This window comes from Arthrobacter sp. TJ-178, from assembly GCF_058269275.1.
In genome coordinates this window covers 125,616-148,583 of sequence record NZ_JBZCNK010000003.1, presented here as the reverse complement: position 1 = coordinate 148,583, position 22,968 = coordinate 125,616, and the positions used below count along the sequence as shown (strand labels likewise).

Annotated in this window: 22 protein-coding genes; 12 read left to right on the top strand and 10 right to left on the bottom strand. The window is 66.4% G+C overall.

Annotation, left to right across the window (positions count from 1 at the left end; translation table 11 throughout):
• Positions 1-366: 366 nt before the first annotated feature.
• From AC4D2Q_RS10220 to AC4D2Q_RS10205, 4 genes are all read right to left on the bottom strand, one after another.
• Positions 367-1,359 (bottom strand): electron transfer flavoprotein subunit alpha/FixB family protein, encoded by a 993-nt coding sequence (locus AC4D2Q_RS10220; RefSeq protein WP_490946359.1) that lies wholly within the window; start codon positions 1,357-1,359, stop codon positions 367-369.
• Entirely contained in the window at positions 1,356-2,144 is a 789-nt protein-coding gene (locus tag AC4D2Q_RS10215) for an electron transfer flavoprotein subunit beta/FixA family protein (protein WP_490946358.1), read from the bottom strand. Before AC4D2Q_RS10215 ends, AC4D2Q_RS10220 begins: the two co-directional genes overlap by 4 nt.
• Positions 2,145-2,298: 154 nt before the next feature.
• Positions 2,299-3,141 carry a MaoC/PaaZ C-terminal domain-containing protein gene (locus tag AC4D2Q_RS10210; RefSeq protein ID WP_490946357.1) on the bottom strand — a complete coding sequence of 281 codons (843 nt, stop codon included), beginning with the start codon at positions 3,139-3,141 and terminating at the stop codon, positions 2,299-2,301.
• Positions 3,138-4,043, bottom strand: a complete 906-nt coding sequence (locus tag AC4D2Q_RS10205; RefSeq protein WP_490946356.1) for an SDR family oxidoreductase — start codon at positions 4,041-4,043, stop codon at positions 3,138-3,140. The genes AC4D2Q_RS10210 and AC4D2Q_RS10205 overlap by 4 nt, the downstream gene beginning before the upstream one ends.
• A 93-nt stretch (positions 4,044-4,136) precedes the next feature.
• Here AC4D2Q_RS10205 and AC4D2Q_RS10200 point away from each other — a divergent pair, with 93 nt between their 5' ends.
• Genes AC4D2Q_RS10200 through AC4D2Q_RS10185 form a run of 4 tightly spaced genes read left to right on the top strand, consistent with a single transcriptional unit; the run spans position 4,137 to position 7,579 of the window.
• Positions 4,137-4,892: an enoyl-CoA hydratase family protein gene (locus tag AC4D2Q_RS10200; protein WP_490946355.1), complete on the top strand. Its 756-nt coding sequence runs from the start codon at positions 4,137-4,139 to the stop codon at positions 4,890-4,892.
• Positions 4,889-5,761 carry a CoA transferase subunit A gene (locus AC4D2Q_RS10195; protein ID WP_490946353.1) on the top strand — a complete coding sequence of 291 codons (873 nt, stop codon included), beginning with the start codon at positions 4,889-4,891 and terminating at the stop codon, positions 5,759-5,761. Before AC4D2Q_RS10200 ends, AC4D2Q_RS10195 begins: the two co-directional genes overlap by 4 nt.
• Complete coding sequence (locus AC4D2Q_RS10190) at positions 5,754-6,509, top strand: CoA-transferase subunit beta (RefSeq protein ID WP_490946352.1); 756 nt, start codon at positions 5,754-5,756, stop codon at positions 6,507-6,509. The genes AC4D2Q_RS10195 and AC4D2Q_RS10190 overlap by 8 nt, the downstream gene beginning before the upstream one ends.
• A complete protein-coding gene (locus tag AC4D2Q_RS10185; RefSeq protein WP_490946351.1) occupies positions 6,506-7,579 on the top strand; it encodes an NAD(P)H-dependent flavin oxidoreductase in 1,074 nt (357 codons plus the stop codon). Before AC4D2Q_RS10190 ends, AC4D2Q_RS10185 begins: the two co-directional genes overlap by 4 nt.
• A 101-nt stretch (positions 7,580-7,680) precedes the next feature.
• On the opposite strand, the gene AC4D2Q_RS10180 is transcribed toward AC4D2Q_RS10185, so the two are convergent.
• The 3 genes from AC4D2Q_RS10180 to AC4D2Q_RS10170 are packed head-to-tail and all read right to left on the bottom strand — an operon-like array spanning position 7,681 to position 10,815.
• Complete coding sequence (locus AC4D2Q_RS10180; RefSeq protein WP_490946350.1) at positions 7,681-8,832, bottom strand: acetyl-CoA C-acetyltransferase; 1,152 nt, start codon at positions 8,830-8,832, stop codon at positions 7,681-7,683.
• Positions 8,833-8,845: 13 nt separating this feature from the next.
• Positions 8,846-9,649 (bottom strand): SDR family oxidoreductase, encoded by an 804-nt coding sequence (locus AC4D2Q_RS10175; protein WP_490946348.1) that lies wholly within the window; start codon positions 9,647-9,649, stop codon positions 8,846-8,848.
• Positions 9,646-10,815 carry an acyl-CoA dehydrogenase family protein gene (locus AC4D2Q_RS10170; RefSeq protein WP_490946347.1) on the bottom strand — a complete coding sequence of 390 codons (1,170 nt, stop codon included), beginning with the start codon at positions 10,813-10,815 and terminating at the stop codon, positions 9,646-9,648. The genes AC4D2Q_RS10175 and AC4D2Q_RS10170 overlap by 4 nt, the downstream gene beginning before the upstream one ends.
• A 120-nt stretch (positions 10,816-10,935) precedes the next feature.
• Between AC4D2Q_RS10170 and AC4D2Q_RS10165 the strand changes: the two genes are divergently transcribed.
• The 6 genes from AC4D2Q_RS10165 to AC4D2Q_RS10140 are packed head-to-tail and all read left to right on the top strand — an operon-like array spanning position 10,936 to position 16,787.
• Positions 10,936-11,793, top strand: coding sequence for an enoyl-CoA hydratase (locus AC4D2Q_RS10165; protein WP_490946346.1), 858 nt, complete (start codon positions 10,936-10,938; stop codon positions 11,791-11,793).
• Positions 11,790-12,968: an acyl-CoA dehydrogenase family protein gene (locus AC4D2Q_RS10160; protein WP_490946345.1), complete on the top strand. Its 1,179-nt coding sequence runs from the start codon at positions 11,790-11,792 to the stop codon at positions 12,966-12,968. Before AC4D2Q_RS10165 ends, AC4D2Q_RS10160 begins: the two co-directional genes overlap by 4 nt.
• Positions 12,965-13,960 (top strand): acyl-CoA dehydrogenase family protein, encoded by a 996-nt coding sequence (locus tag AC4D2Q_RS10155; RefSeq protein WP_490946344.1) that lies wholly within the window; start codon positions 12,965-12,967, stop codon positions 13,958-13,960. Before AC4D2Q_RS10160 ends, AC4D2Q_RS10155 begins: the two co-directional genes overlap by 4 nt.
• A gap of 7 nt (positions 13,961-13,967) precedes the next feature.
• The gene (locus tag AC4D2Q_RS10150; RefSeq protein ID WP_490946343.1) at positions 13,968-15,113 is read left to right on the top strand and encodes an acyl-CoA dehydrogenase family protein; all 1,146 of its coding nucleotides are present in this window, start codon (positions 13,968-13,970) and stop codon (positions 15,111-15,113) included.
• Positions 15,114-15,162: 49 nt separating this feature from the next.
• A complete protein-coding gene (locus tag AC4D2Q_RS10145) occupies positions 15,163-16,026 on the top strand; it encodes a CoA transferase subunit A (RefSeq protein ID WP_490946342.1) in 864 nt (287 codons plus the stop codon).
• A 2-nt stretch (positions 16,027-16,028) separates the two neighbouring features.
• Positions 16,029-16,787 carry a CoA-transferase subunit beta gene (locus tag AC4D2Q_RS10140; RefSeq protein ID WP_490946341.1) on the top strand — a complete coding sequence of 253 codons (759 nt, stop codon included), beginning with the start codon at positions 16,029-16,031 and terminating at the stop codon, positions 16,785-16,787.
• Positions 16,788-16,800: 13 nt separating this feature from the next.
• Here the strand turns inward: AC4D2Q_RS10140 and AC4D2Q_RS10135 are convergent, their stop codons facing one another.
• Positions 16,801-17,418: a TetR/AcrR family transcriptional regulator gene (locus AC4D2Q_RS10135; protein ID WP_490946340.1), complete on the bottom strand. Its 618-nt coding sequence runs from the start codon at positions 17,416-17,418 to the stop codon at positions 16,801-16,803.
• A 119-nt stretch (positions 17,419-17,537) separates the two neighbouring features.
• Here AC4D2Q_RS10135 and AC4D2Q_RS10130 point away from each other — a divergent pair, with 119 nt between their 5' ends.
• Both AC4D2Q_RS10130 and AC4D2Q_RS10125 read left to right on the top strand, forming a co-directional pair.
• Positions 17,538-19,184: an AMP-binding protein gene (locus AC4D2Q_RS10130; RefSeq protein WP_490946339.1), complete on the top strand. Its 1,647-nt coding sequence runs from the start codon at positions 17,538-17,540 to the stop codon at positions 19,182-19,184.
• Positions 19,185-19,336: 152 nt separating this feature from the next.
• Positions 19,337-20,887, top strand: coding sequence for a DHA2 family efflux MFS transporter permease subunit (locus AC4D2Q_RS10125; RefSeq protein ID WP_490946338.1), 1,551 nt, complete (start codon positions 19,337-19,339; stop codon positions 20,885-20,887).
• A 43-nt stretch (positions 20,888-20,930) separates the two neighbouring features.
• On the opposite strand, the gene AC4D2Q_RS10120 is transcribed toward AC4D2Q_RS10125, so the two are convergent.
• On the bottom strand, positions 20,931-22,151 hold the full coding sequence (locus tag AC4D2Q_RS10120; RefSeq protein WP_490946337.1) for an acetyl-CoA C-acetyltransferase: 1,221 nt from the start codon (positions 22,149-22,151) through the stop codon (positions 20,931-20,933).
• Positions 22,151-22,963, bottom strand: coding sequence for an SDR family oxidoreductase (locus AC4D2Q_RS10115; RefSeq protein WP_490946336.1), 813 nt, complete (start codon positions 22,961-22,963; stop codon positions 22,151-22,153). Before AC4D2Q_RS10115 ends, AC4D2Q_RS10120 begins: the two co-directional genes overlap by 1 nt.
• Positions 22,964-22,968 lie beyond the last annotated feature (5 nt).

The following is a 22,968-nucleotide window of genomic DNA, read 5'->3' as shown; positions in this document are numbered from 1 at the left end:
TCACCGGCGTTGCAACGTCCGGCGTTGCTGCGGTGGGAGCCTGGGCCGACAGCGGAGCCTCAGTGGACGGCGCAGCCTCAGAAGAAGCGGCCGGCACTGTGGGAGCGCCTCCCGTTGTTGAACCTCCGGGACGGGGCAGGCCCTGCCGGCGCGATGGTGTCCGCGGCGGTGTCGGGGTTCCCTGTTGTTCCGGTTTCACGGATCCGTTCACTGAACCGTTGGCAGAACCATTCACTGCTGCAGGCGTTGTTCCAGGCGTTGCTGCCGGCGTTTCAGCGGAGGCAGCAGGGGGCGCAGCGGGGTTCTTCTTAGCGGGGGCGCCGGCCCCGGGTCCGCCGCCGGGAACCCGGGGAAGCCCCTGCCGGGTCAACTGGCTGCCCGTTTCGCCTCGATCGCCTTGACCAGCTGCGGCACAACAGTGAATACGTCACCCACCACGCCAAAGTCGGCGATCTCAAAAATGGGGGCGTCCGCATCCTTATTAATGGCGATGATGGTCTTAGCGGTCTGCATTCCTGCCCGGTGCTGGATGGCGCCGGAGATGCCCAGTGCAATGTACAGCTGCGGCGCAACGGTGACACCGGTCTGGCCAACCTGGAAGGTCTGCGGGACATACCCGGCATCGACTGCCGCACGGGAGGCTCCAACGGCGCCGCCCAGCGCGTCCGCCAGTTCCTCGACGAGGACAAAGTTCTCCATGGAGCCCAGTCCGCGGCCGCCGGAAACAACCACCTCGGCGCCACGCAATTCAGGACGGGCGGAGACGACGGAGGTTTCCTCGTAGCTGGAGACAGTCGCGTCCGGCACGCCGGAGGGCTGCACAGCGAGCAGTTCAATATTGGCTTCCCGGGCCTCGGCACGGACGCTGGAGGAACCCTGGCGCAGCGTGATCACCAGGGAGCCGGTGGTTGCTGCCGAATCCACGGAGTAGGCGCCGCCGTAGACCGAGTGGTGGGCAACGATGCCTTCCTCGTCCCGGGAGATGCCGACGGCGTCGGCCGCCATGGCGGAGCCTGAGCGGGCCGCGAAGCGCGCCGCTGCGTCACGGGCCTGGATGGAGTTCGAGACCAGGACTGCCTCAGGAGTAACGGCAGCAGCTGCTGCACTGAGGGCGTCGACCACCGGAGAGACCATGGCGGTGTCCAGCTCGGCCGATTCGGAGATCAGGACGCGGGCCGCACCGAGCGCGGCCAGCTCTGCTCCAAGGATGTCCGCGGTGCCCGGGGCAGCAACGGCGAGGACAACTGGTGTGCCCACCGCTGAGGCGGCACCGATTACTTCTGCAGCACTGGAGCGCAGCTTGCCCGACGGCGCGACGTCAACGAGTACGAGAACGGAGTCTGTGGGGTAGCCGGTCATTCTGAGCGTCCTTTGATGAGTCGGTTCTGGGAGAGGAATTCGGCAATCTGCTGGCCGGCGTCGCCGTCGTCGTCAATCTTGACTCCGGCGGTGCGTGCCGGACGCTCTGCCACAGCGAGGACGATGGACCGGCTGGCGGACTCATCGAGGGCTAGGCCGAGGTCAGTCAGGGCGAGGGTGTCGAATGGCTTCTTCTTTGCAGCCATGATGCCCTTGAAGTTTGAGAAGCGTGCGTCCGGAAGTGCCTCGGTAATCGAGATGACGGCCGGAAGGGCAGCGCTCACGTCGTAGGTGCCCGACTCGAGGGTCCTGCGTCCGGCAACGCCCGTCTTCGTGATGTCCACTGAACTCAGTGAGGTCACTCCGGCTACTCCGAGCAGCTCGGCAAGCATGGATGGAAGGACTCCGCCGCCGCCGTCGGTGGAAATGTTGCCCGCGATGACCAGGTCAAAACCGATCTGGCGGACGGCTGCGGCGAGCACCTCGGCGGTGAGGGTCATGTCCGCGCCGAGCAGGGCGTCGTCCTGAACGTGCACGGCGCGGTCGGCTCCCATGGCCAGTCCCTTGCGCAGGCTGGCCGGCACCGTTGCCGGGCCCACGGCGAGCAGGACCACTTCGGCGTCCTTTTGGGTGTCGCGGTACGTCAGCGCCACTTCGAGTGCGCGCTCGGTAATCTCGTCCAGCACCAGTTCACTTCCGGCCCGGTCCAGCAGACCGGTCTCCAGGTTCAGGGTGCGGTCCCCCCAGGTGTCCGGAACTTCCTTCATTAGAACAACAATTCTCATCATTTTCCCTCTCGCATCGTCGTCAACGATTCCTTGTTGATGGTCTCCAGGACCTCAGTCACCGCTCGGCGGACGTCGCCGCGATCGTATCCCAAAAGTGTCATTTGTTTGTGATCGGGGTCATACATCAGGATAATTCCGCCAGGCTGCGCCATTACCCGAACACCGCCAGTCCGTCGCTGATGACGGTGCGCTCCCCCGCCAGTGCCTCGAACCGGCCTCCGTCCCACGTCCGGACCGTCAGATCGTCTCCGGGGAAGACGACACCGGCAAACCGGCCCGCCAGCTGGACCAGGTCCGCCGGATGGGCTCCGGCGAGGCGGGCCAGCGGGAGTGTGGCCCCTGCCAGTGAGGCCAGTCCGTGCAGGATGGGGCGGTCCTGGCCGATGCCCCGAGCTGCCTGCGGATCAATATGGATGGGGTGCCGGTCGCCAAGGAGCCGGTAGAGTGCCGCCTGATTGGGACTTGAGGAGAAGCCTGTGCTGGCGCTGGGAACACCTGCCGGTGCGGCAGTCCGTCCCGGGCCGCGGTCTCCGCCGAAACCACCGAAGCCGGGGGCAAAGATGGTCCAGGTTGCCGCGAAGTATTCGCACTCCACCAGCACGTTGAACACGGCGGCCGAGCCCTTGTCCCACACCTCTCCCACTCGCGCGCTGAGGGTAAATTCTCCCGAACGCGGCAGCGGTTTGAAGACCGCCAGCTCCTGGGAGCCGTGGACCGCCCGGGTGTCGAAGGCGCCCTGCTCAGCAAGAACATCGGGGGCCCACTGTGCCAGCGTCAGCCCGAAGGGGGGCAGGACACGCAGGCGGTCTTCGAAAACCAGGTCCAGATCGCTGGCCGAAGCCCCGACGGCCAGGGCGTACAGGATGGCGTCGGTCTCGGTGTAACCAACGGTGCGCTCCCCCAGCGGTTTGCCGGCCCAGGCTGCCGCCGTCGCACTGCGATCAGTCTTCGTGCGGTCAGTCGTACTGCCCCCAGTCTTGGTGCCGGCACTCATGAGCCGTAGACCGCCTCGGGTGCGGCGGCGTCGGCGAGCAGCTTCTCGATTGCCTCACCGGCTGCCGCTGCTTCCCACCGTTCCCCGGCGTCAACGGCGGGGCCGTGGTTCCAGCCCTCCTCGATGCAGATTCTGCCGCCCTCAATTTCGATCACGCGGCCGGTGACTGCTGCGGAGGAAGCAGCGCCAAGCCAGGCCACAACCGGTGAAACATTCGCGGGATTCATGGCGTCAAAGCCGGATTCCGGGGCGGCCATGGTTTCGGCAAAGGCCCCTTCGGTCATGCGGGTGCGGGCCGAGGGGGCAATGGCGTTCACGGTTACGCCGTACCGGGCCAGCTCGTGGGCAGCGACCAGGGTCAGTCCGGCAATGCCTGCCTTGGCTGCCGAATAGCTCGCCTGGCCGACACTGCCCTGCAGTCCGGCGCCCGAGGAGGTGTTGATGACGCGGGCGTCCGGCATCCGGCCGGCTTTGGCTTCGCCGCGCCAGTATTCGGCGGCGTGGCGCAGCGGTGCAAAGTGGCCCTTGAGGTGCACGCGGATCACGGCGTCCCATTCCTCTTCCGAGGTGTTCACCAGCATGCGGTCCCGGACAAAACCGGCGTTGTTGACGAGGATGTCCAGGCGGCCGAAGGTTTCAATGGCCTGCCGGACGAGTCCGGCGGCCTGCTCAAAGTCGGCGACGTCGGCGCCGTTGGCCACCGCCTCTCCGCCCTCCGCACGGATCAGCGCCACGACGTCGTGGGCGGGGCCCGAGGCCTCCGGAACGCCGTTGAGGGTGGTGCCGAGATCGTTGACAACAACCTTTGCGCCCTGGCGGGCGAGCTCGAGGGCATGCTCACGTCCCAGCCCGCGGCCCGCCCCGGTCACGATGGCGACTCGTCCTTCACAGATGCCGGTCATGTCTTGCTCTCCTTTGAGATTGTTGCGGTGCTTGGAGTGTACCGTGTACCAAGCAAATGCTAGGGTATCAAGCAAACGTTAGGTAGGTACCAGATGTCAATCACATCGAAGATGCACCACGACGGAGTGCGTGCCGTAACAATGGACTATCCCCCGGTGAACGCACTGCCCGTGGCGGGCTGGTTCGCCGTCGCCGAAGCGCTGCAGGCCGCCGGCGAAGATCCCGACACCCGAGTGGTGGTCCTGCGGGCCGAAGGACGCGGCTTCAATGCCGGCGTCGACATCAAGGAGATGCAGGCCACCGAGGGTTTCAATGCCATCCTCGCGGCCAACCGGGGCTGCTACCTCGCCTTCAAAGCCATCTACGAATGCCCCGTGCCCGTCATTGCAGCGGTCAACGGCTTCTGCCTCGGCGGCGGCGTGGGCCTGGCCGGAAGCGCCGACGTCATCGTTGCCGGCGACGATGCCTACTTCGGTGTTCCGGAAGTGGACCGCGGCGCACTGGGGGCAGCGACACACCTCTCCCGCCTCGTGCCGGCACACCTGCTCCGCACGCTCTACTTCACCAGCCGCACCATTACGGCGCAGCGGCTGGCCGAATTCGGCAGCGTTGCCGAAGTGGTTCCCGCCGACCGGCTTGATGCAGCAGCATTCGCGATTGCCGATGAAATCGCCTCCAAGGACACCCGGGTGATCCGGGCAGCGAAGGAAGCCCTGAACGGCATCGACCCCGTGGACGTAGTGAAGAGCTACCGCTGGGAACAGGGTTTCACCTTTGAGCTCAACCTCCGGGGCGTTGCCGATGAACTGCGCGACGACTTCGTCGCCGCCGCCCCCTCGGCCGAGTGAGCAGCAAGGTCCTCGCTGCGGAGGACATTTCCGGGCTGTTCAGCGACGGCATGACCATCGGCATCGGCGGCTGGGGCTCACGGCGCAAACCCATGGCCCTGGTACGGGCCCTGGTTCGTTCCGGCGTTCGGGGCCTCACCGTCGTCAGCTTCGGCGGACCGGATGTGGGGGTGCTGTGTGCCACCGGACAGGCCAAGCGCGTGGTGTTCGGCTTCGCCACCCTCGACTCGATTGCCGTTGAGCCGCACTTTGCCGCCGCCCGGCAGGCAGGTGCTGTCGACGTCGTCGAACTGGACGAATCCCTGCTGGTCTCCGGGCTCCGCGCCGCCGGGCGCCGGCTTCCCTTTGTGGTGACGCGCTCCGGACTCGGATCCGATGCCCTCGCGGGCAATCCGCAGATCCGCACCGTCACTTCCCCCTACGACGACGGCGAGGAGCTGGTCGCCATGCCCGCAATCCCACTGGACCTGGCGCTGGTGCACCTGAACCGCGCCGATGAACTCGGCAACGCTGCATGCCTGGGGCCGGATCCGTACTTTGACGATCTGTTCGCCCGTGCCGCGGACCGCACCGTGGTGAGCGCGGAGGCGGTCGTTTCCACGGCGGAACTGACCCGGGATGCGCATCCTTCCACGCTGCTGCTGAACCGCACCATGGTGGACCACGTCGTCGAGGCTCCGCACGGCGCGCACTTCACCTCCTGCCTGCCGGACTATCCGCGGGACGAGGAGTTCCAGCGGACGTATGCGCAAGCAGCAGCATCGGCGCCGGCATGGCAGCAATTCCGTGCCCGTTACCTCGATGTGGACGACGGCGCCTACCGGGCGAACGCGGGCATCGCGGGTCTTTCGGGAGTCGGCAATGAATGACATCACCAGGGCCGAAGTGGCCGTTGCCGCCTGCAGCGATCTGTTCCGCGGGCAGGCGGAGATCCTGGCCAGTCCTGCCGGCATTGTGCCGACCATCGGCGTCCGTCTGGCACTGCTGACCCATGCTCCCGACCTGATGATCAGCGACGGCGAGTCGACCATCCTGGGCGACGTTCCCGCCGTCGACCGGCCGAGCACCGTTTCCGCCGGCTACCTGCCGTACCGGGAACTGTTCGAACTGATCGCTGCAGGCCGCCGCCATGTAGTGATGGGCGGCGCGCAGCTTGACCGCATGGGCAACCAGAACCTGTCGGCAATTGGGGACCATGCCAAACCCGCCAAGCAACTGCTCGGAACCCGGGCGGCCGCCACGAACACCGTCAACCATATGACCAGCTATTGGATGCCCCGCCACAGCCGCCGGACGTTCGTGGAGAGCGTGGACTTTGTAACCGGCGTCGGCAATGACAGGGCACGTGCGGCGGGTCCGTCAGCTTCCCGCTTTCACCGGCTGCACCGGGTGGTGTCGAATCTTGGCGTCTTCGATTTCAGTGCTCCGGACGGCGGCATGGCCCTGGTTTCCGCACACCCCGGCGTGGGCCTTGATGAGATCCGGGCCGCCACCGGGTTCCCGCTGCACACCGCGGGAACCGTTTCAACCACCCGCCTTCCGGATGAGCGGGAACTGCAGCTCATCCGCGAGGTTCTCGACCCCCGCAAGCGCAGAGAAGACGAGGTCCCAGCATGAGTACCGAGAACCGCATCAAGACTCCCCTGACCGAGCTCACCGGCGTCGAGCATCCGATTGTGCAGACCGGCATGGGCTGGGTGGCCGGACCGCGGCTGGTCACGGCCACGGCGGAGGCGGGCGCCCTGGGCATCCTGGCCTCGGCCACCATGACGCTGGACCAGCTGGAGCACGCGATTGTGGAAGTGAAGAGCCACACCGACAAGCCGTTCGGCGTCAATCTGCGTGCCGACGGCGCCGATGCCCCGGAGCGCGTGGATCTGATGATCAAGTACGGGGTGAAGGTGGCCTCCTTTGCCCTGGCTCCGAAACGGGAACTGATCGAGAAGCTGAAGGAAAACGGGTCCGTGGTGATCCCTTCCGTGGGAGCGGCGCGGCATGCCGAGAAGGTGGCCGCCTGGGGTGCGGACGCCGTGATGGTGCAGGGCGGGGAGGGCGGCGGCCACACCGGAGCCATTCCCACCACGCTGCTGCTGCCCTCGGTGGTGGATGCCGTGGATATTCCGGTTATCGCCGCCGGCGGCTTTTTCGACGGGCGCGGGCTGGCCGCGGCTCTGGCTTACGGTGCCGTGGGCATCGGCATGGGCACCCGGTTCCTGCTCACCAGTGACAGTTCGGTGCCCGAAGACATCAAGCAGCGCTACCTCAGCTTCGGGCTGGACGGCACGGTGGTCACCACCAAGGCGGACGGCATGCCGCACCGGCTGCTGCGCACCGAATTCGTCAAGGGACTCGAAGACGGCGGCCCGCTGCGCCAGCTGCTGCCGGCACTGCGCCGGTCGGTGCAGTTCAAGGAAATGTCCGGACAGTCCTGGCTGGGTCTGGCGAAGGACGGCATCTCGATGAAACGCGGCACCGGCAGAAGCTGGAACCAGATGATGCTCGCAGCCAACACGCCGATGCTCCTGAAGGCCGGACTCGTGGACGGTGACACGACCGCCGGAATGCTGGCGGCCGGGCAGGTTGTCGGGGTCATCAACGAGCTGCCTTCCTGCCGGGAACTCGTGGACCGCATCATCGACGAGGCCGTGGAGCGTCTGCGGGCGAACAGTGCAGCGGTGGTTGCCTAAGCCGGGTGGTCCAGGCACAAAAGGGAGGGGCGTAGCAGCCGATCCGGCTGCTGCGCCCCTCCCCTGTCTGTTTTGCTGCTCTGTCTGTTTTGCTGCTCAGTTCACAGCCGCTCGATGATGGTGACGTTGGCCTGGCCGCCGCCCTCGCACATCACCTGTAGCCCGAACCGTCCGCCGGTGCGCTCCAGTTCGTTGAGCAGCGTGGCCATGATGCGCGTCCCGGTGGCTCCGATGGGATGCCCGAGGGCGATGCCGCCGCCGTTGACGTTGATCTTTTCCTGGTCGATGCCCAGTTCCTGCGACCAGGCCAGCACCACGGAGGCAAAGGCTTCATTGCACTCGAAGAGGTCAATGTCCGAGACCTTCATGCCGGCCCGCTCCAATGCGTAATCGGTGGCGCGGATCGGGCCGGTGAGCATCCAGACCGGGTCGTCGGCCCGGACTGAAATGTGATGGATGCGTGCCCGCGGCGTCAGCGAATGCGTCGCCAGCGCAGCTTCCGAGGCAATCAGCAGGGCGCTGGCCGCATCAGTGATCTGTGACGCCACCGCGGCGGTGATCCGGCCGCCTTCGGTCAGGACCGGAAGGGTGGCCATCTTTTCCAGCGAGGTGCCCCGGCGCGGTCCCTCATCCCGGGACAGTCCGGCAATCGGAATAATTTCACGGGCAAAGCGCCCCTCATCGGTGGCCGCGATCGCCCGCAGGTGGCTTTGGAGTGCGAACTCTTCCATCGCCTCACGCGAGATGTTCCACTTTTCCGCGATCATCTCGGCCGAACGGAACTGCGAGACCTCCTGCGTTCCGTAGCGTGCCACCCATCCGGGGGACTGCGCGAAGGGCGTGGTAAATCCGTACTGTTCGCCAAGTGTCATGGCTGCCGAGATGGGGATGGCGGACATGTTCTGCACTCCCCCGGCAACAATCAGGTCCGCGGTTCCGGACATGACTCCCTGGGCGGCGAAATGCACGGCCTGCTGGCTTGATCCGCACTGCCGGTCAATGGTGACGCCGGGGACATGGTCCGGCATTCCGGCCACCAGCCAGGCGGTCCGGGCGATGTCACCGGCCTGCGATCCCAAGGTATCGGTACAGCCGAAGATGACGTCGTCAACGGCTCCCGGGTCGATTCCGGTGCGTTCCACCAGCGAGGAAATAACGGAGGCGCCGAGGTCTGCCGAGTGGATGCCGGCCAGGGATCCGCCCCTGCGCCCGCCGGGCGTACGGACTGCGTCAACAATATATGCGGTACTCATGCGGTTATTCCCCTTAGGCCTGTTGGCTGCTGACGGACACAACTTCGCCCGTCATGTATGACGAGTAACCGCTGGCGAGGAACACCATGACGTTGGCGATCTCCCACGGCTCCGCCGCACGGCCAAAGGCCTCGCGGGACGTGAGCTGCTCCAGCAGTTCCTCGGAGGTGACCTTCGCCAGGAACGGATGCATGGCCAGGCTCGGAGAGACCGCGTTGACCCGGATTCCATGCGGTGCCAGGTCGAGGGCGGCGGAACGGGTGAGCGCCATGACCCCGGCCTTGGCAGCGGCGTAGTGGGCCTGCCCTTCCTGGGCGCGCCAGCCGATCACCGAGGCGTTGTTGATAATCACGCCCCTGACGTCATTGCGCACCATGCGCCGCGCCGCTGCACGCACACTGCGGAAGGTGCCGTTCAGGGTGACATCCAGGACCTTGGACCACTGTTCGTCAGCCATCTCCAGGATGGAAACGGTGCCGCCCAGCCCGGCGTTGTTGATCATCACGTCCACGCCGCCGGCATCTTCGGCAACGTCCAGCAGGGCTTCAATCTGTTCTTCCACAGTGACATCGCAGACCGCCCAGCGGACGCGTTCGGCTCCGAACTCGGCACCGAGCTCGGCTGCGGATGATTCCAGCCGGCCGGCGTGCGTGTCGCCCAGCACCACCAGGGCTGCGCCTTCTTCCAGGCAGCGGCGGGCCGCCGCTGCGCCGATTCCGGCACCGGCGGCCGCGGTGACGACGACGCGGCGTCCGGTCAGCAGCCCGTGGCCGGCAACGTAGGCGGGAACGGGCTGTGCAACGCGTGCTTCAATCATGCGCGTGCCTCCTTAGGCAGGCCGAGCACACGCTCAGCAATAACGTTTCGTTGGATTTCGTCCGAGCCGCCGTACAGGGTGTCCGCCCGGCTGAACAGGAAAAGGGTCTGGAGCGCGTCCAGTTCATAGGGCTCGCAGGCAACGGTGAGGCCTGCGGGTCCGGCGACGGCCATGGCCAGTTCGCCGAGCGATCTGTGCCACGGCGCCCAGAGCAGCTTGGTGATCGAGGCTTCGATGCCCTGCTCCCCGCTGAGTGTGCGCAGCCCGTGCAGGCGCAGCATCTCCAGCCCCATCCGGGCCGAAACAATCCGGTCCTGAATGATCGGATCATCAATGGCACCATTGCTGCGGGCCAGTTCGACGACGGAATCCAGTTCCTGCTGGAACGCAATCTGCTGTGCCAGGGTGGATACGCCGCGTTCAAGACCCAGGGTTCCCATCGCCACGGACCAGCCGGCACCGGGTTCTCCGACCACGAGATCCCCGTCGGTGACGGCGCCGTCGAAGAACACTTCATTGAATTCCGAGGTGCCGGTCAGCTGCAGGATCGGACGGATCTCCACGCCGGGCTGGTTCATCGGCACCAGCAGGTAGGAGAGCCCGTTGTGCTTGCGCGGCCCTGACCCCGTGCGGGCAATAACAAAGCACCAGTTCGCGTTGTGCGCGAGTGAGGTCCAGACCTTCTGTCCGTCAATGACCCACCGGCCGTCCTCAAGCCGGGCCTTGGTGGAGACGTTGGCCAGGTCCGACCCGGCGCCGGGCTCGGAATAGCCCTGGCACCAGAGATCCTCCACGGCCACAATGCGCGGCAGGAAACGCTCCTGCTGCTCCTTGGTGCCGAAGGCAATCAGGGTTGGCCCGAGCAGTTCCTCCCCGAGATGGTTAACGCGTGCCGGTGCATCCGCCCTGGCGTACTCCTCGTGGAAGATCACCTGCTGCAGCAGGCTCAGGCCGCGTCCGCCGTATTCCCGGGGCCAGCCCACGCAGCTCCAGCCGTGCGCCGCCAGATGCCGGTTCCACTCGAGGCGCTCCTCGAAAGCTTCGTGCTCCCGGCCGGATCCGCCGAGCCCGCGCAGCTGCGCAAATTTCCCGACGAGATTGGCTTCCAGCCACCCTCGGATCTCCCGACGAAACTCGTCGTCCTCCGCTGAAAAGATCAGATCCACGAAACACCTTTCATCGGCCACCGTCATTGGTCATAAAGTCGAGCTTCGCCTATGCTAGCAAAACAAGCACTTGTTTGGTGAAGTGTGTCACAGGTAGAAGTGTCTCAGGGAGGAGCCACGATGAAGAAGGACGATTCCGACGAAGTTGTAACCTACGAGGTGCGCGGATCCGTCGCCGTCGTGCGGCTGAACCGGCCCGAATACCGCAACGCACAGAACTCGAAGGTCACTTACGCACTGGACGCAGCGTTCACCGCAGCGGTGGAGGACGATGCCGTAAAGGTGATCGTGCTCGCCGGCAACGGAAAGCACTTCTCGGCCGGACATGACATCGGCTCCCCTGAACGGGACATCGACCAAAGCTTCGAGCGCAAGGCAGTGATGTGGTGGGACCACGTGGGCGCGTCCGGCGTCGACTCCCGTCTTGCCCGAGAATCCGAGGTGTATCTGGGCATGTGCCGCCGCTGGCGGGAGATTCCCAAACCCATGATTGCCATGGTCCAGGGTGCCTGCATTGCCGGCGGGCTGATGCTGGCCTGGTCCTGTGATTTCATCGTGGCCAGCGAGGATGCCTTCTTCTCCGACCCGGTGGTCCGCATGGGCATTCCGGGGGTGGAGTACTTCGCCCACCCCTGGGTGATGAACCCCCGCGCAGCCAAGGAGTTCCTCTTCACCGGAGACCGCTTCACCGCGCAGCGCGCCCATGACCTGGGCATGGTCAACCATGTGGTGCCGCGCGGGGAACTCGAGGACACGGTGATGGCCATGGCCGAACGCATCAGTGCCATGCCCCGGCTGGGACTGGCGCTGGCTAAGAAGGCCGTCAACCAGTCGGAGGACCTGCAGGGCATGCGCGCCGGAATGGACTCCGTCTTCGGACTGCACCACGCGGCCCACGCCCACAACGCGGAGGTCGGCGCGGACTCGCTGGCCGGGATGAACATTCAGGGCATGCGAAGCGCGGCGGTGGCCAAGTGAACCTCGACCTGACCGAAGAGCAGCAGGCCTTCGCGGCCGAAGCGCGGGCCTGGCTTGCCGAAAACGTCCCGTCCGCGCCGCTGCCGTCCATGGATACCGAAGCGGGTTTCGCCGCCCACCGCGAGTGGGAAGCCCGTTTGGCGGAAGGCCGCTGGTCGGCCGTTGCCTGGCCGGAGGAATTCGGCGGCCGCAGCGCCGGCCTCGTGGAATGGGTGCTCTTTGAGGAGGAGTACTACCGTTCCGGTGCACCCACGCGCGTGGCCCAGAACGGCATCTCGCTGCTGGCCCCCATCCTTTTTGAACACGGTACTGATGACCAGCGCAGCCGGTATCTGCGGGCGATGACAGACGGTTCCCTGATCTGGGCGCAGGCCTGGTCCGAACCCGGCGCCGGCAGCGACCTTGCCTCCATCCGCAGTACCGCCCGCCGGGACGACGAGCGCGGAGGCTGGCTGCTCAGCGGCCAGAAGACCTGGAGCTCGCGCGCCGTGTGGGCCGACCGCGGCTTCGGCCTGTTCCGCAGCGACCCCGCCGCCCAGCGACACCGCGGCCTCACCTACTTCCTGTTTCCGATGGATGCCCCGGGCCTGACGGTGCGTCCCATCGCCCAGCTGGATGGTTCCACCGGTTTCGCCGAACTGTTCTTCGAGGATGTCTTTGTTCCCGATGCGGACGTCCTCGGAGCACCGGGCGACGGGTGGCGCGTCGCCATGAGCACCGCCGGCAATGAACGCGGCCTCTCACTGCGCGCACCGGGCCGGTTCTGCGCCGCCGCGGACCGGCTGATCGATCTTTGGGCCACGCAGTCGCACGAGGATCCGTTTGCCCAGGACGCCGTCGTCGACGCCTGGATCAAGTCCGAGGCCTACCGCCTGTACACCTGGGGCACCGTGAGCACGCTGCAGGACGGCGGGGACCTCGGCGCCGAAGGCAGCGTCAACAAGGTGTTCTGGTCGGAACTGGACATTGCGCTGCACGAAACCGCACTGACCCTGCTCGGTCCCGCAGCCGAACTGCGCGGGGCGCCCGGCGCAGCCGGCGGCCGGTGGATGGATGACTACCTGTTCTCCATTGCCGGGCCCATCTATGCCGGCACCAACGAAATCCAGCGCAACATCATCGCAGAACGTCTACTCGGCCTCCCCCGCGGCGGCGACGGCAGGAGAGTGTCTTGAAATTCGTACTGAGTGAAGAACAGCAGTCGCTGGCCGGTGCCCTCGACGAAATCATCGAAAGCGCCGGCGGAACCAAGGTGGCACGGACTTGGGCGGAGGGGAACACCGAACCCGGCCTTGCACTGTGGAACCAGCTCGCCGAGCTGGGCCTGTTCGGCCTGTGCGTGGCGGAGGACGACGGCGGCATGGGCGGCACCGCCGTGGACCTCGCCGTTGCCTTTGAACGGCTGGGCTATCACGCAGTCCCCGGACCCTACATTGAAAGCGCGGCGCTGCTGCCTGACCTGGTGGACTCCAGCGTGCTCGGCGGCATCCTGGATGGAACGCTGATTGCCACGGCTGCCGTACAGGACCTCGTTCCGTACGCTCTCGACGCCGCGGCCAGCAGCCGCTGCTTCGTCGTCGGCCCCGATTCCCTGTCCGGGGCATCCGCCGGGCCCGGCACCGCCTCCGTGGACCGGACCCGGACACTGAGCGAACTCACCGCCGTCGGCGACCCCGAACCGCTGGAACCGGAGCAAAGCGCGCTGGCCGTGGACCGGGCAACGCTGGCCTGCTCGGCAATGCTGCTCGGGGCCGGAGAGCGGCTCCTGGAAGAAGCGGTCAGCTACGCCAAGATGCGCGAGCAGTTTGGCCGCGCCATCGGCGAATATCAGGCCCTCAAGCACCAGCTCGCCGATGTTCGGATTGCCCTCACATTCACACGCCCGCTGATGTACGGCGCAGCCCTGGATCTCGGCGGGCCCGACGGCGCCCGCAGCGTATCTGCAGCCAAGGTGGCCGCCGGCGATGCCGCGGCCCTCGCGGCACGGGTGGCGCTGCAGGTCCACGGCGCCATCGGTTACACCGAGGAACACGATCTGGGACTGTGGATCACCCGGGTCCGCGCACTGCTCGGTGTCTGGGGAACTCCCCGCCACCACCGGTCCCGCATCGCCTCCCTTCTGCTCTCCCCCGCCGCACCCCCGTCCGCTGAACTCTCCCACCACTGAGGACACCATGGATTTCTCACTGACCGATGAGCAGAATGAGCTCGTCAAAACCGTCCGCGCCGTGCTGAGCCGTCACGCCTCCTCCGCTGCGGTGCGCAGCGCCGCCGGGTCGGAGGCCGGTTACGACGCCGGCCTCTGGCGCACCCTGGCCGAAGAGGTGGGCGTGGCCTCGCTCGCCATTCCGGAGGAATACGGCGGAGCCGGATTCACATGGTTCGAAACCGGCCTGGTCCTGGAAGCCCTCGGATACAACCTTGCACCCAGCCCCCTGCTGGCCTCCGGGGTGCTGGCCGCAGCTGCCATCCTGGAGGCAGATGATGAAGCGGCCCGGGAGCGGCTGCTTCCGGGCCTCGCGGAAGGCAGCAGCATCGCCACCCTGGCCTGGGCGGATGAGCGCGGCGCCTGGAGCACCACGCGCTCCGGCATCGTTGCCACCGCTGAAGCCGCCGACGCCGGTGGGCAGTGGACGCTGAACGGAACGGCAACCCTGGTGCTCGACGGCGTCAGCGCCGATACGCTGATTGCCGTTGCGGCTACCGCCGAGGGGGTGGGCCTGTTCGAAGTACTGGATCCTGCGGCGGTCCAGCGGGTGAACACTCCCGCCGTCGACACGACCATCCGGTTCGCAACACTGACCTTCAATCAGGTTCCGGCCCGGGCCCTCCGGCTCGATGCCGAAAACTCGCTGGAGAAGATTCGCGACATCGCCATCGTGGCAGTGAGCTGCCTGCAGGTGGGGACGGCGCAGCGCGGACTGGACATGAGCGTTGAATACTCCAAGCAGCGCGTGCAGTTCGGCCGGGCCATCGGCTCCTTCCAGGCGCTGAAACACCGGATGGCGGACATGCTCGTGCAGGTGGAGACAGCCCGCACCACTTCGTGGGCCGCAGCATGGTCTGCCGGAACGGATGCCGCCGATCTGCCGGAGCGGGCGGCATCGGCAGCCGCCTGGTGCGCGGATGCCCTGGAAGCCGTCGCCGCCGAAACGGTGCAGATCCACGGCGGCATCGCGATCACCTGGGAGCACGACGCACAGCTCATCTTCAAGCGGGCCCATTCCACCGGCCAGCTGTTCGGGTCGGCCCGGGACCACCGCCGCCGCCTGGGCATGATGCTGGGGATCATCCCCAGCAGGCAGGCCGTGCTAGTCTGACAGCCAAACAAGCGCTAGGTTTCGCAATGATGCGGGAAAAGAGGAGCGGATGCCCAACAAGAGAATCGGACTTACTGAGGCGGTTTCGTCCATCGAGTCGGGAATGACCATCGGCATCGGCGGATGGGGGTCACGCCGCAAGCCCATGGCCGCGGTCCGGGAGCTGCTGCGCAGCGACGTCACCGACCTCACCGTCGTCGCCTTCGGCGGTCCGGATGTTGGCCTTCTCGTGGCCGCCGGCAAGGTGCGCAAGCTGATCTACGGCTTCGTCTCGCTGGACAGCATTCCCCTGGACCCGCTCTTCACCGCAGCGCGCGAACGCGGCGATCTGGAAATCAACGAATACGACGAGGGTATGTTCGTGACCGGCCTGCGGGCCGGGGCGCAGCGCCTCTCCTTCCTGCCCACCGTGGCCGGAATCGGCTCCGACGTCCTGGCCGCCAATCCGCACCTGAAAACCGTGGCCTCCCCGTACTCGGACGACGAGTACATCGCGGTCCCCGCCATTGAACTGGACGTTGCCCTGATCCACGTCAACCGGGCGGACAGCGGCGGCAACGCCCAGTTCCTCGGTCCGGACCCCTACTTTGACGATCTGTTCGCAATGGCAGCCAAGCGCACCTTTGTGACCACCGAACGGATTGTCGAAACGGACGCCCTGCTGGATGAGGGCTCGTTCCACACCCTGATGCTCAGCCGCATGTACGTCACCGGCGTCATCGAGACCCCGCACGGCGCGCACTTCACCACCTGCGAGCCGGACTACGGCCGGGACGAGGCGTTCCAGCGGCACTACGCCAGCTCGGCAAAGGACCCCGAGACCTGGCGGAAGTTCGTTGCCGAGTTCCTCAGCGGTGACGAGGCAGGCTACCAGGACGCCGTTGCCCGATTCCATGCCGTACAGGAGAAATAGAAATGACCGCAGAAGCCACCATCGCAGAAATCTGCATTGCGGCATGCTCCGACACCTACCGGGAGTCCGGAGAGCTGCTCGCCCACGCCGTCGGGACCATTCCCACCATCGGAGCCCGGCTGGCCAAACTCACCCATTCACCGGACCTCGTGCTGAGCGACGGCGAGGCTTTCATGATGAGCGAGCCGCCGCCCCTGGGAAAGGCCGCAGCCGCCGGCGGAGTGATCGAGGGCTGGGCACCGTTCAGCCGCATCTTTGACATAGTGGCCACCGGCCGGCGCCAGAGCATGATGGGTGCCAGCCAGATTGACCGCTACGGCAACCAGAACATTTCACTGATCGGCGACTGGAACAAGCCCAAGCGCCAGCTCATCGGGGTGCGCGGCGCTCCCGGCAACACCGCCAATCACCGGGTGGACTACTGGGTCTCCCGGCACAGCACGCGCCTGTTTGTGGAGACGGTGGACATGGTCTCCGGCGTCGGCAATGACCGTGCGCGGGCTGCAGGACAGGTGCTGCGGTTCCATCACCTTGGGGTCATCGTCACCAACCTGGCGGTGCTGGGCTACGACGACGGCGGCCGGGTGACCGTCCTGTCCATCCATCCGGGCGTGGATCCGCAGGCCGTGGCGGACAACACGGGCTTCCACCTGGACGTCGGGGGTGCTCCGCTGACGCGGGTCCCCACGGACGAGGAGCTGCGCCTGATCCGCGAGGTCCTGGATCCCCGCGGAGCCAGGACCCGCGAAGTCGCGAACTAGCTCTTCCCTCCGGTCAGTCCTGCAGGAGCCCGGAATGGATCAGTTTCAGGAAGTTGCGGCCGGCACTTTCAGCAGAGTGCCGGCCGCCGGGGCGGAACCAGCGCACCGTGGACCAGACGCCGTCGCGGATGAAGCGGTACGTCATGGCGGAGTCAAGGTCGGCGCGGAAGACACCCTCGCGCTGGCCTTCCTGGATCACGTCCTGCCAGATCGTTTCAATCCGGGCGCCTTCCTCGGCGACAAACTCGAAGCCGGGAAGGTTGGCCAGAAACGCCGCCTCATTCTGGTAAATGCCAACGGCATCCGGTTCTTTCTCGATGGTGAGAAAGGCAGTCCGGACGAGTTCGTCAAAGACGTGCCGCGGCCCGCCGCCGGCGGCGGCAATCTCCTCCGACCGCTGCCGCAGTCCACCCTGGAAGGACCGCAGGATTTCCTCCAGGATCGCTTCCTTGGAGGAGAAGTGATGGTAGAGGCTGCCCGAGAGAATGCCCGCTTCATCGGCAATGTCACGCACCGTCGTCGCGGAGTATCCGCGGGTGGCTATCAGGCGGGCGGCAATGGCCAGCAGTTGTTCCCGCCGGTCGGGAGCCTGCTCGCCGGCACCGGATTCCGGTTTTTTGCGCGTTGCCATCATTTCTCCTCATGTACGAATTCACCCAAGCATTTGCTCAATTCTCCCGTATTTTAGGCACGTTAATGTATTAGCCGCGCCATTGCGTTTTTTGTCACATGGAATGAAAGGATTCCTCGATGCATCTTTCTGACGCTCGGACCATTCCCCAGCTGCTTGCCGACATGGCGAGGCTCGGCGACCACCCCGCCGTGGTCTCCGGTGACACCGCCGTTTCCTATGGTGAACTCAGCGGACGGATCGGCGAGGCCGGGCGCGCCTACCTGGCACACGGTGTAGGCCCCGGCGACAGGGTGGGGCTCTGGGCCCCCAACCGCCTGGAATTCATTCTCGCCATGCTGGGTGCGCAGTCGATCGGAGCGGCGGTGGTGCCCCTGAATACCCGCTACACGGGCCATGAGGCGGCCATGATCCTGCGGCGCTCCGGCGCTTCGGTGCTCGTGGTTGCCGACGAATTCCTGGGCCGGCAGCCGCTGGACGCACTGCGCGCCGCGGCCGGGGACCGCGACGGCGACGGCGACCACGACGGCGCTGGGCATGAGGCGCCTGCTGTTCCGGTGCCCGGCCTGCCTGCGGTGCGGCTTGTCGTACGGCTGGACGGCACAGCGGACGAGCCCGGCGAAAGCACCTGGAAGTCCTTCCTCGCCGCCGGTGCCGGCGAGGAGGAACGCTTCACGGCCGCTTCCTCCGCCGTGCATCCCGACGACGTCGTCGACATCCTGTACACCTCCGGAACCACCGGCCTGCCCAAGGGGGTCATGAGTGCGCATCGGCAGACACTGGGCGTTGCCCGGGCCTGGGCAGCGGGTGCAGAGCTGTCCGCCGAGGACCGGTACGCCGTCGTCAACCCGTTCTTCCACGGCTTCGGTTACAAAGCGGGCGTGATCGCTGCGTTCCTGGCCGGGGCAACAATCTATCCGGTGGAGACCTTCGATGCTTCGGCGCTGCTGGACCTGGTCCAGAAAGAGCGCATCAGCGTCCTGCCCGGCGTGCCCACCATCTTCACCTCGCTGCTGAACCACCCGGACCTGAAGACCTACGACACCTCATCCCTGCGTTTCGCCATTGCGGGCGCGGCAACGGCCCCGGAGTCACTGTTCCGGGACATGTCGGAAGTGCTCGGTTTTCGAACCGTGGCACAGGCGTACGGCATGACCGAATGCGTGGTGGCAACACTGTCCCGGCCCGGTGAGTCCCTGGAGCATGCAAAGCAGACCACGGGACCGGCAGTCGACGGCGTCGAAATCCGCGTAGCCGATGCAGCCGGGAACGACCTGCCTGTTGGTGAAGACGGCGAAATCCTGCTCCGCGGCGACAACGTCATGCTGGGGTATTTCGATGACCCCGAGGCCACGGCCAACGCCGTGGATGACCAGGGCTGGTTCCACACCGGTGACATTGGCCGGCTGGACGAGCACGGATGCCTGAAGATCACCGACCGTTTGAAGGACATGTTCATCGTGGGCGGGTTTAACGTCTACCCGGCGGAAATCGAAAACGTGCTCCGCCAGCATCCGGCCGTGAACGAATCCGCGGTGGTGGGCATTGACGACCTGCGCATGGGATCGGTGGGCCGTGCCTACGTTGCCCTGCTGCAGGATGCAGATCCGAGGCCCACGGCGGATGATCTCCTGGCCTTCTGCAAAACCCGCCTGGCCAACTACAAGCTGCCGCGCGAATACGTGATCGTCAACGAATTTCCCCGCAACGGCACGGGCAAAATCATGAAGTCGGAACTGCGGGGCCTGGAACCGGGCGCCGGCTGAGCGCCGGCGGGGATCGCAGCAGAGAAAGTGGGCGGCTCACTGGAACCCCGGCTACCGGCAACGGGTTTGTTCGGCCGCAGATGAGGTACACAATGGACTCCGGATCCCTCGGGTCCCCTACCTACTTCTCTCGGAAACGGCAGTTACACATTTTGAGCAACCTCAAACCCGGCGCTTTCCAGCCGGACACCATCAAGCCCTGGCCCGCCCTCTGGTCCCTGGTCATCGGTTTCTTCATGATCCTGGTGGACTCCACCATCGTTAATATCGCCACCCCGGCCATCATGGAGGACCTGGGCGCCGGCCTGGACCAGGTCATCTGGGTGATCAGCGCTTACCTGCTGGCCTACGCGGTGCCGCTGCTGATCACGGGACGGCTGGGCGACCGTTTTGGCCCGCGCCGGGTCTACCTGATCGGCCTGGTGGTCTTCACCCTGTCCAGCCTCTGGTGCGGCTTCGCGCACAGTGTGGACGCCCTTATCGTGGCGCGTGTCTTCCAGGGGTTCGGTGCCGCGCTGATGACCCCGCAGACCATGTCCGTGATCACCCGCATCTTCCCGCCGGAAAAGCGCGGGACCGCACTGGGGCTGTGGGGCGCCACAGCCGGCGTCGCCACCCTTGTTGGCCCCATCCTGGGCGGCGTCCTGGTGGACGCGCTCGGCTGGGAATGGATCTTCTTCATCAACGTCCCCGTCGGCGTCGTCGGCTTCATCCTGGCCTACCGCCTGGTTCCGAAGCTCTCCACCGCCGTACACCGCTTCGACTACCTCGGCGTGCTGCTCAGCGCGGCGGGCATGTTCGCGCTGGTCTTCGGCATCCAGGAAGGCGAGAGCTACAACTGGGGCACCATCGCCGGACCCGTCTCCGTCTGGTCGCTGATCATCGCCGGCGTCGTCCTGCTGGCCCTGTTTGTCCTCTGGCAGCGCCTGAACCGCGCCGAACCGCTGCTTCCGCTGAAGCTCTTTCGGGACCGCAACTTCTCCCTGGCCAACATCTCCATCACCGGCATGGGCTTCGCTGTGACCGCCTTCTCCCTGCCCCTGATCCTCTTCGCCCAGAACGTGCGCGGTCTGAGCCCCACCCAGGCCGCCCTGCTGCTGGCCCCGATGGCGATTCTGTCCGGCGTCCTGGCGCCGATAGCCGGCAAAACCGTGCAGCGCGGCAACCCCAAGTTCATTGCCGTGTTCGGTTTCGCCGCCATGGCGGCGTCGCTGATCTGGCTCGGCGCCCTGCTCAGCCCGGATGTGCCGTACTGGCAGCTGGTGCTGCCGATGCTGCTGATGGGCCTGGCGAACGCCTGCATCTGGCCCTCCGTGTCACTGACCGCCACCCGCAACCTGGCGCCCGACGTCGCCGGCGCCGGGTCCGGCGTCTACAACACCACCCGCCAGTTCGGCGCAGTGATCGGCAGCAGCGCCATTGCCGCAGTCATGACGTCACGGCTGACCGCCCACCTGGGCGGCGCCGCGGCCGACGGCGGGACGGCGCCGGCCGCGGGTGCCTTCCCGGAGGCGCTGAAGGCCGGGTACTCCGAGGCCATGGGCCAGTCGCTGTACCTGCCTGCAGCGGTGATTATCGTGGCACTGCTGGCCTCACTGTTCTACGCCAAGCCGGCGCCGGAACTGACGTCCCGCGGCGCCGGCCGGGAACGCGCCAAGAACACCGGTGCCGCGGCGGCCGCAGCCAAAAGCACGGCGGAGTAGGGTCGGGGCCGCAGCAGCGTTCGCGGCCCTGATTCCCTTTTCGTTAACTCAGCCGCTCCAGGACCATCGCCATGCCCTGCCCGCCGGCCACGCACATGGTTTCCACCGCAAACTGCTCGTCGCGCTCCTGCAGGGCATGGATGGCCGTGGTGGTCATGCGTGCACCGGTCATGCCGAACGGATGGCCCAGGGCAATGGCCCCGCCGTTGACGTTGACCTTGTCCGGGTCGATGCCGATGTCATCAATGGACGGCAGGACCTGGGCGGCAAAGGCTTCGTTGAGTTCCATGATGTCCATGTCGGAAATGGACATCTTCGCGTTGGCCAGGGCCCGGCGCACGGCTTCGACCGGGCCCAGTCCCATCAGTTCCGGCGTCAGGGCCGCAACCCCGGTGGATACAATCCGCGCCAGCGGGGTCAGGCCCAGCTCAGCGGCGCGCCGGTCGCTCATAATCACCAGAGCAGCGGCGCCGTCGTTCAGGGGGCAGCAGTTGGCGGCCGTGACGGTGCCGTGCTCGCGGAACACCGGCTGCAAAGCGGAGAGCTTCTCGAGCGTGACGCCGGCACGCGGGCCGTCATCCTCGGAGACCACAGTTCCGTCAGCCAGGGTGACCGGCGTGATGTCTGTCTTCCAGAAACCGCGGGCCGCGGCCGCCTCGGCGCGGTTCTGGCTGCGCACCGCCCACTCGTCCTGTGCGGCACGGGAGACGCCGCGCAGCTGGGCAACGTTTTCCGCGGTGTCACCCATGGCAATGTAGATGTCCGGCAGCTCGCCGCGTTCGCGGGGATCGCTCCAGCGTGCCTCCGGGTCCTTGGCCTGGGCGGCGGTGCGGTTCATTGCATCGAAGTACGCCGGGTTCTTGGTGTCCGGCATGCCGTCGGATTTGCCGAGGCCAAAGCGGGACACGGTCTCCACGCCGGCGGAGATGAACACGTCGCCCTCCCCTGCCTTGATGGCGTGCAGCGCCATTCTCGTGGTCTGCAGCGAGGAGGAGCAGTACCGGTGCACGGTGGTTCCGGGAACGCTGTCCAGGCCAAGCTGCATGGCAACCATGCGGGCAATGTTGTAGCCCTGCTCCCCCGCCGGCTGCGCGCATCCCATCATCAGGTCCTCGATGCCGGCCGGATCCAGTCCGGGAACGGCGTCGAGTGCCGCACGGACCATCTGGGCCGCGAGGTCATCGCCGCGCATTGCCCGCAGCGAGCCCTTGTGGGCGCGGCCAATCGGCGAACGGACTGCAGAAACAATAACCGCTTCGGTCATCAGTGTGCTCCTTCTGGTTCGGTGAGGTTCAGTACATCTGCGTTGGGAGTGTGCGCCAGGAAGGCCGGCCACTCGCCGCCGCCGTCGACGTCCAGGACGGCACCGGTGATGTGGCTGGAGAGCGGCGACGCCAGCATGACGACGGCGTCTCCGATCTCCCGGGGATCGGCCAGCTTTCCGCGGGGAATCGTTGCCGCCACCCGGGCATAGCTTTCAGCGTCGCCGTAATGGTCCGCGGCGCCTTCAGTGGCCACGAGCCCGCAGCTGACGGCGTTGACCCGGATGTGCGGCGCCCACTCCACCGCGAGGCTGCCGGTCAGGTTCTCCAGTGCTGCCTTTGCGGCACCGTAGACGGCTGTGCCCGGGCTGGGCCGGCGGGCACTGATGGAGGTGATGTTGACAATCGATCCGCCCTGCTCCTGGCCCATCATCACCGGGTGCACGGCGCTGACCACATGTGCGGCGGAGAGGAAGTTCAGTTCAGTGATGGCCCGCTGGTACCGTGCGGAACCGCTTTCGAAACGGCCGAAGGGCGAGCCGCCTGCGTTGTTGACCGCCACGTCAATGCGCCCACGGCGCTCGACGACGTCGGCCACCCAGGCACGCACCTGCTCGTCGTCGCGCACGTCCAGGCGGCTGAAGTGAACCGAGGGCGATGCAAGCCCGGGAAACTTCGGATCCGGCTCTGACCTGCCGCAGGTTTCCACCACGGCGCCGGCCGCGACGAAGGCGTCCACAATGCCGGCCCCCACGCCGCGGGCGCCTCCTGTGACAAGTACGACCCATCCTGAGAGATCGATTGTGATCGACATCGGTT

Excerpts from the sequence above, each read along its gene's own strand:
- AC4D2Q_RS10220 (WP_490946359.1), bottom strand. The coding sequence starts at position 1,359 with ATGACCGGCTACCCCACAGACTCCGTTCTCGTACTCGTTGACGTCGCG.
- AC4D2Q_RS10215 (WP_490946358.1), bottom strand. The coding sequence starts at position 2,144 with ATGAGAATTGTTGTTCTAATGAAGGAAGTTCCGGACACCTGGGGGGAC.
- AC4D2Q_RS10210 (WP_490946357.1), bottom strand. The coding sequence starts at position 3,141 with ATGAGTGCCGGCACCAAGACTGGGGGCAGTACGACTGACCGCACGAAG.
- AC4D2Q_RS10205 (WP_490946356.1), bottom strand. The coding sequence starts at position 4,043 with ATGACCGGCATCTGTGAAGGACGAGTCGCCATCGTGACCGGGGCGGGC.
- AC4D2Q_RS10200 (WP_490946355.1), top strand. The coding sequence starts at position 4,137 with ATGTCAATCACATCGAAGATGCACCACGACGGAGTGCGTGCCGTAACA.
- AC4D2Q_RS10190 (WP_490946352.1), top strand. The coding sequence starts at position 5,754 with ATGAATGACATCACCAGGGCCGAAGTGGCCGTTGCCGCCTGCAGCGAT.
- AC4D2Q_RS10185 (WP_490946351.1), top strand. The coding sequence starts at position 6,506 with ATGAGTACCGAGAACCGCATCAAGACTCCCCTGACCGAGCTCACCGGC.
- AC4D2Q_RS10180 (WP_490946350.1), bottom strand. The coding sequence starts at position 8,832 with ATGAGTACCGCATATATTGTTGACGCAGTCCGTACGCCCGGCGGGCGC.
- AC4D2Q_RS10175 (WP_490946348.1), bottom strand. The coding sequence starts at position 9,649 with ATGATTGAAGCACGCGTTGCACAGCCCGTTCCCGCCTACGTTGCCGGC.
- AC4D2Q_RS10165 (WP_490946346.1), top strand. The coding sequence starts at position 10,936 with ATGAAGAAGGACGATTCCGACGAAGTTGTAACCTACGAGGTGCGCGGA.
- AC4D2Q_RS10150 (WP_490946343.1), top strand. The coding sequence starts at position 13,968 with ATGGATTTCTCACTGACCGATGAGCAGAATGAGCTCGTCAAAACCGTC.
- AC4D2Q_RS10145 (WP_490946342.1), top strand. The coding sequence starts at position 15,163 with ATGCCCAACAAGAGAATCGGACTTACTGAGGCGGTTTCGTCCATCGAG.
- AC4D2Q_RS10140 (WP_490946341.1), top strand. The coding sequence starts at position 16,029 with ATGACCGCAGAAGCCACCATCGCAGAAATCTGCATTGCGGCATGCTCC.
- AC4D2Q_RS10135 (WP_490946340.1), bottom strand. The coding sequence starts at position 17,418 with ATGGCAACGCGCAAAAAACCGGAATCCGGTGCCGGCGAGCAGGCTCCC.
- AC4D2Q_RS10130 (WP_490946339.1), top strand. The coding sequence starts at position 17,538 with ATGCATCTTTCTGACGCTCGGACCATTCCCCAGCTGCTTGCCGACATG.
- AC4D2Q_RS10120 (WP_490946337.1), bottom strand. The coding sequence starts at position 22,151 with ATGACCGAAGCGGTTATTGTTTCTGCAGTCCGTTCGCCGATTGGCCGC.
- AC4D2Q_RS10115 (WP_490946336.1), bottom strand. The coding sequence starts at position 22,963 with ATGTCGATCACAATCGATCTCTCAGGATGGGTCGTACTTGTCACAGGA.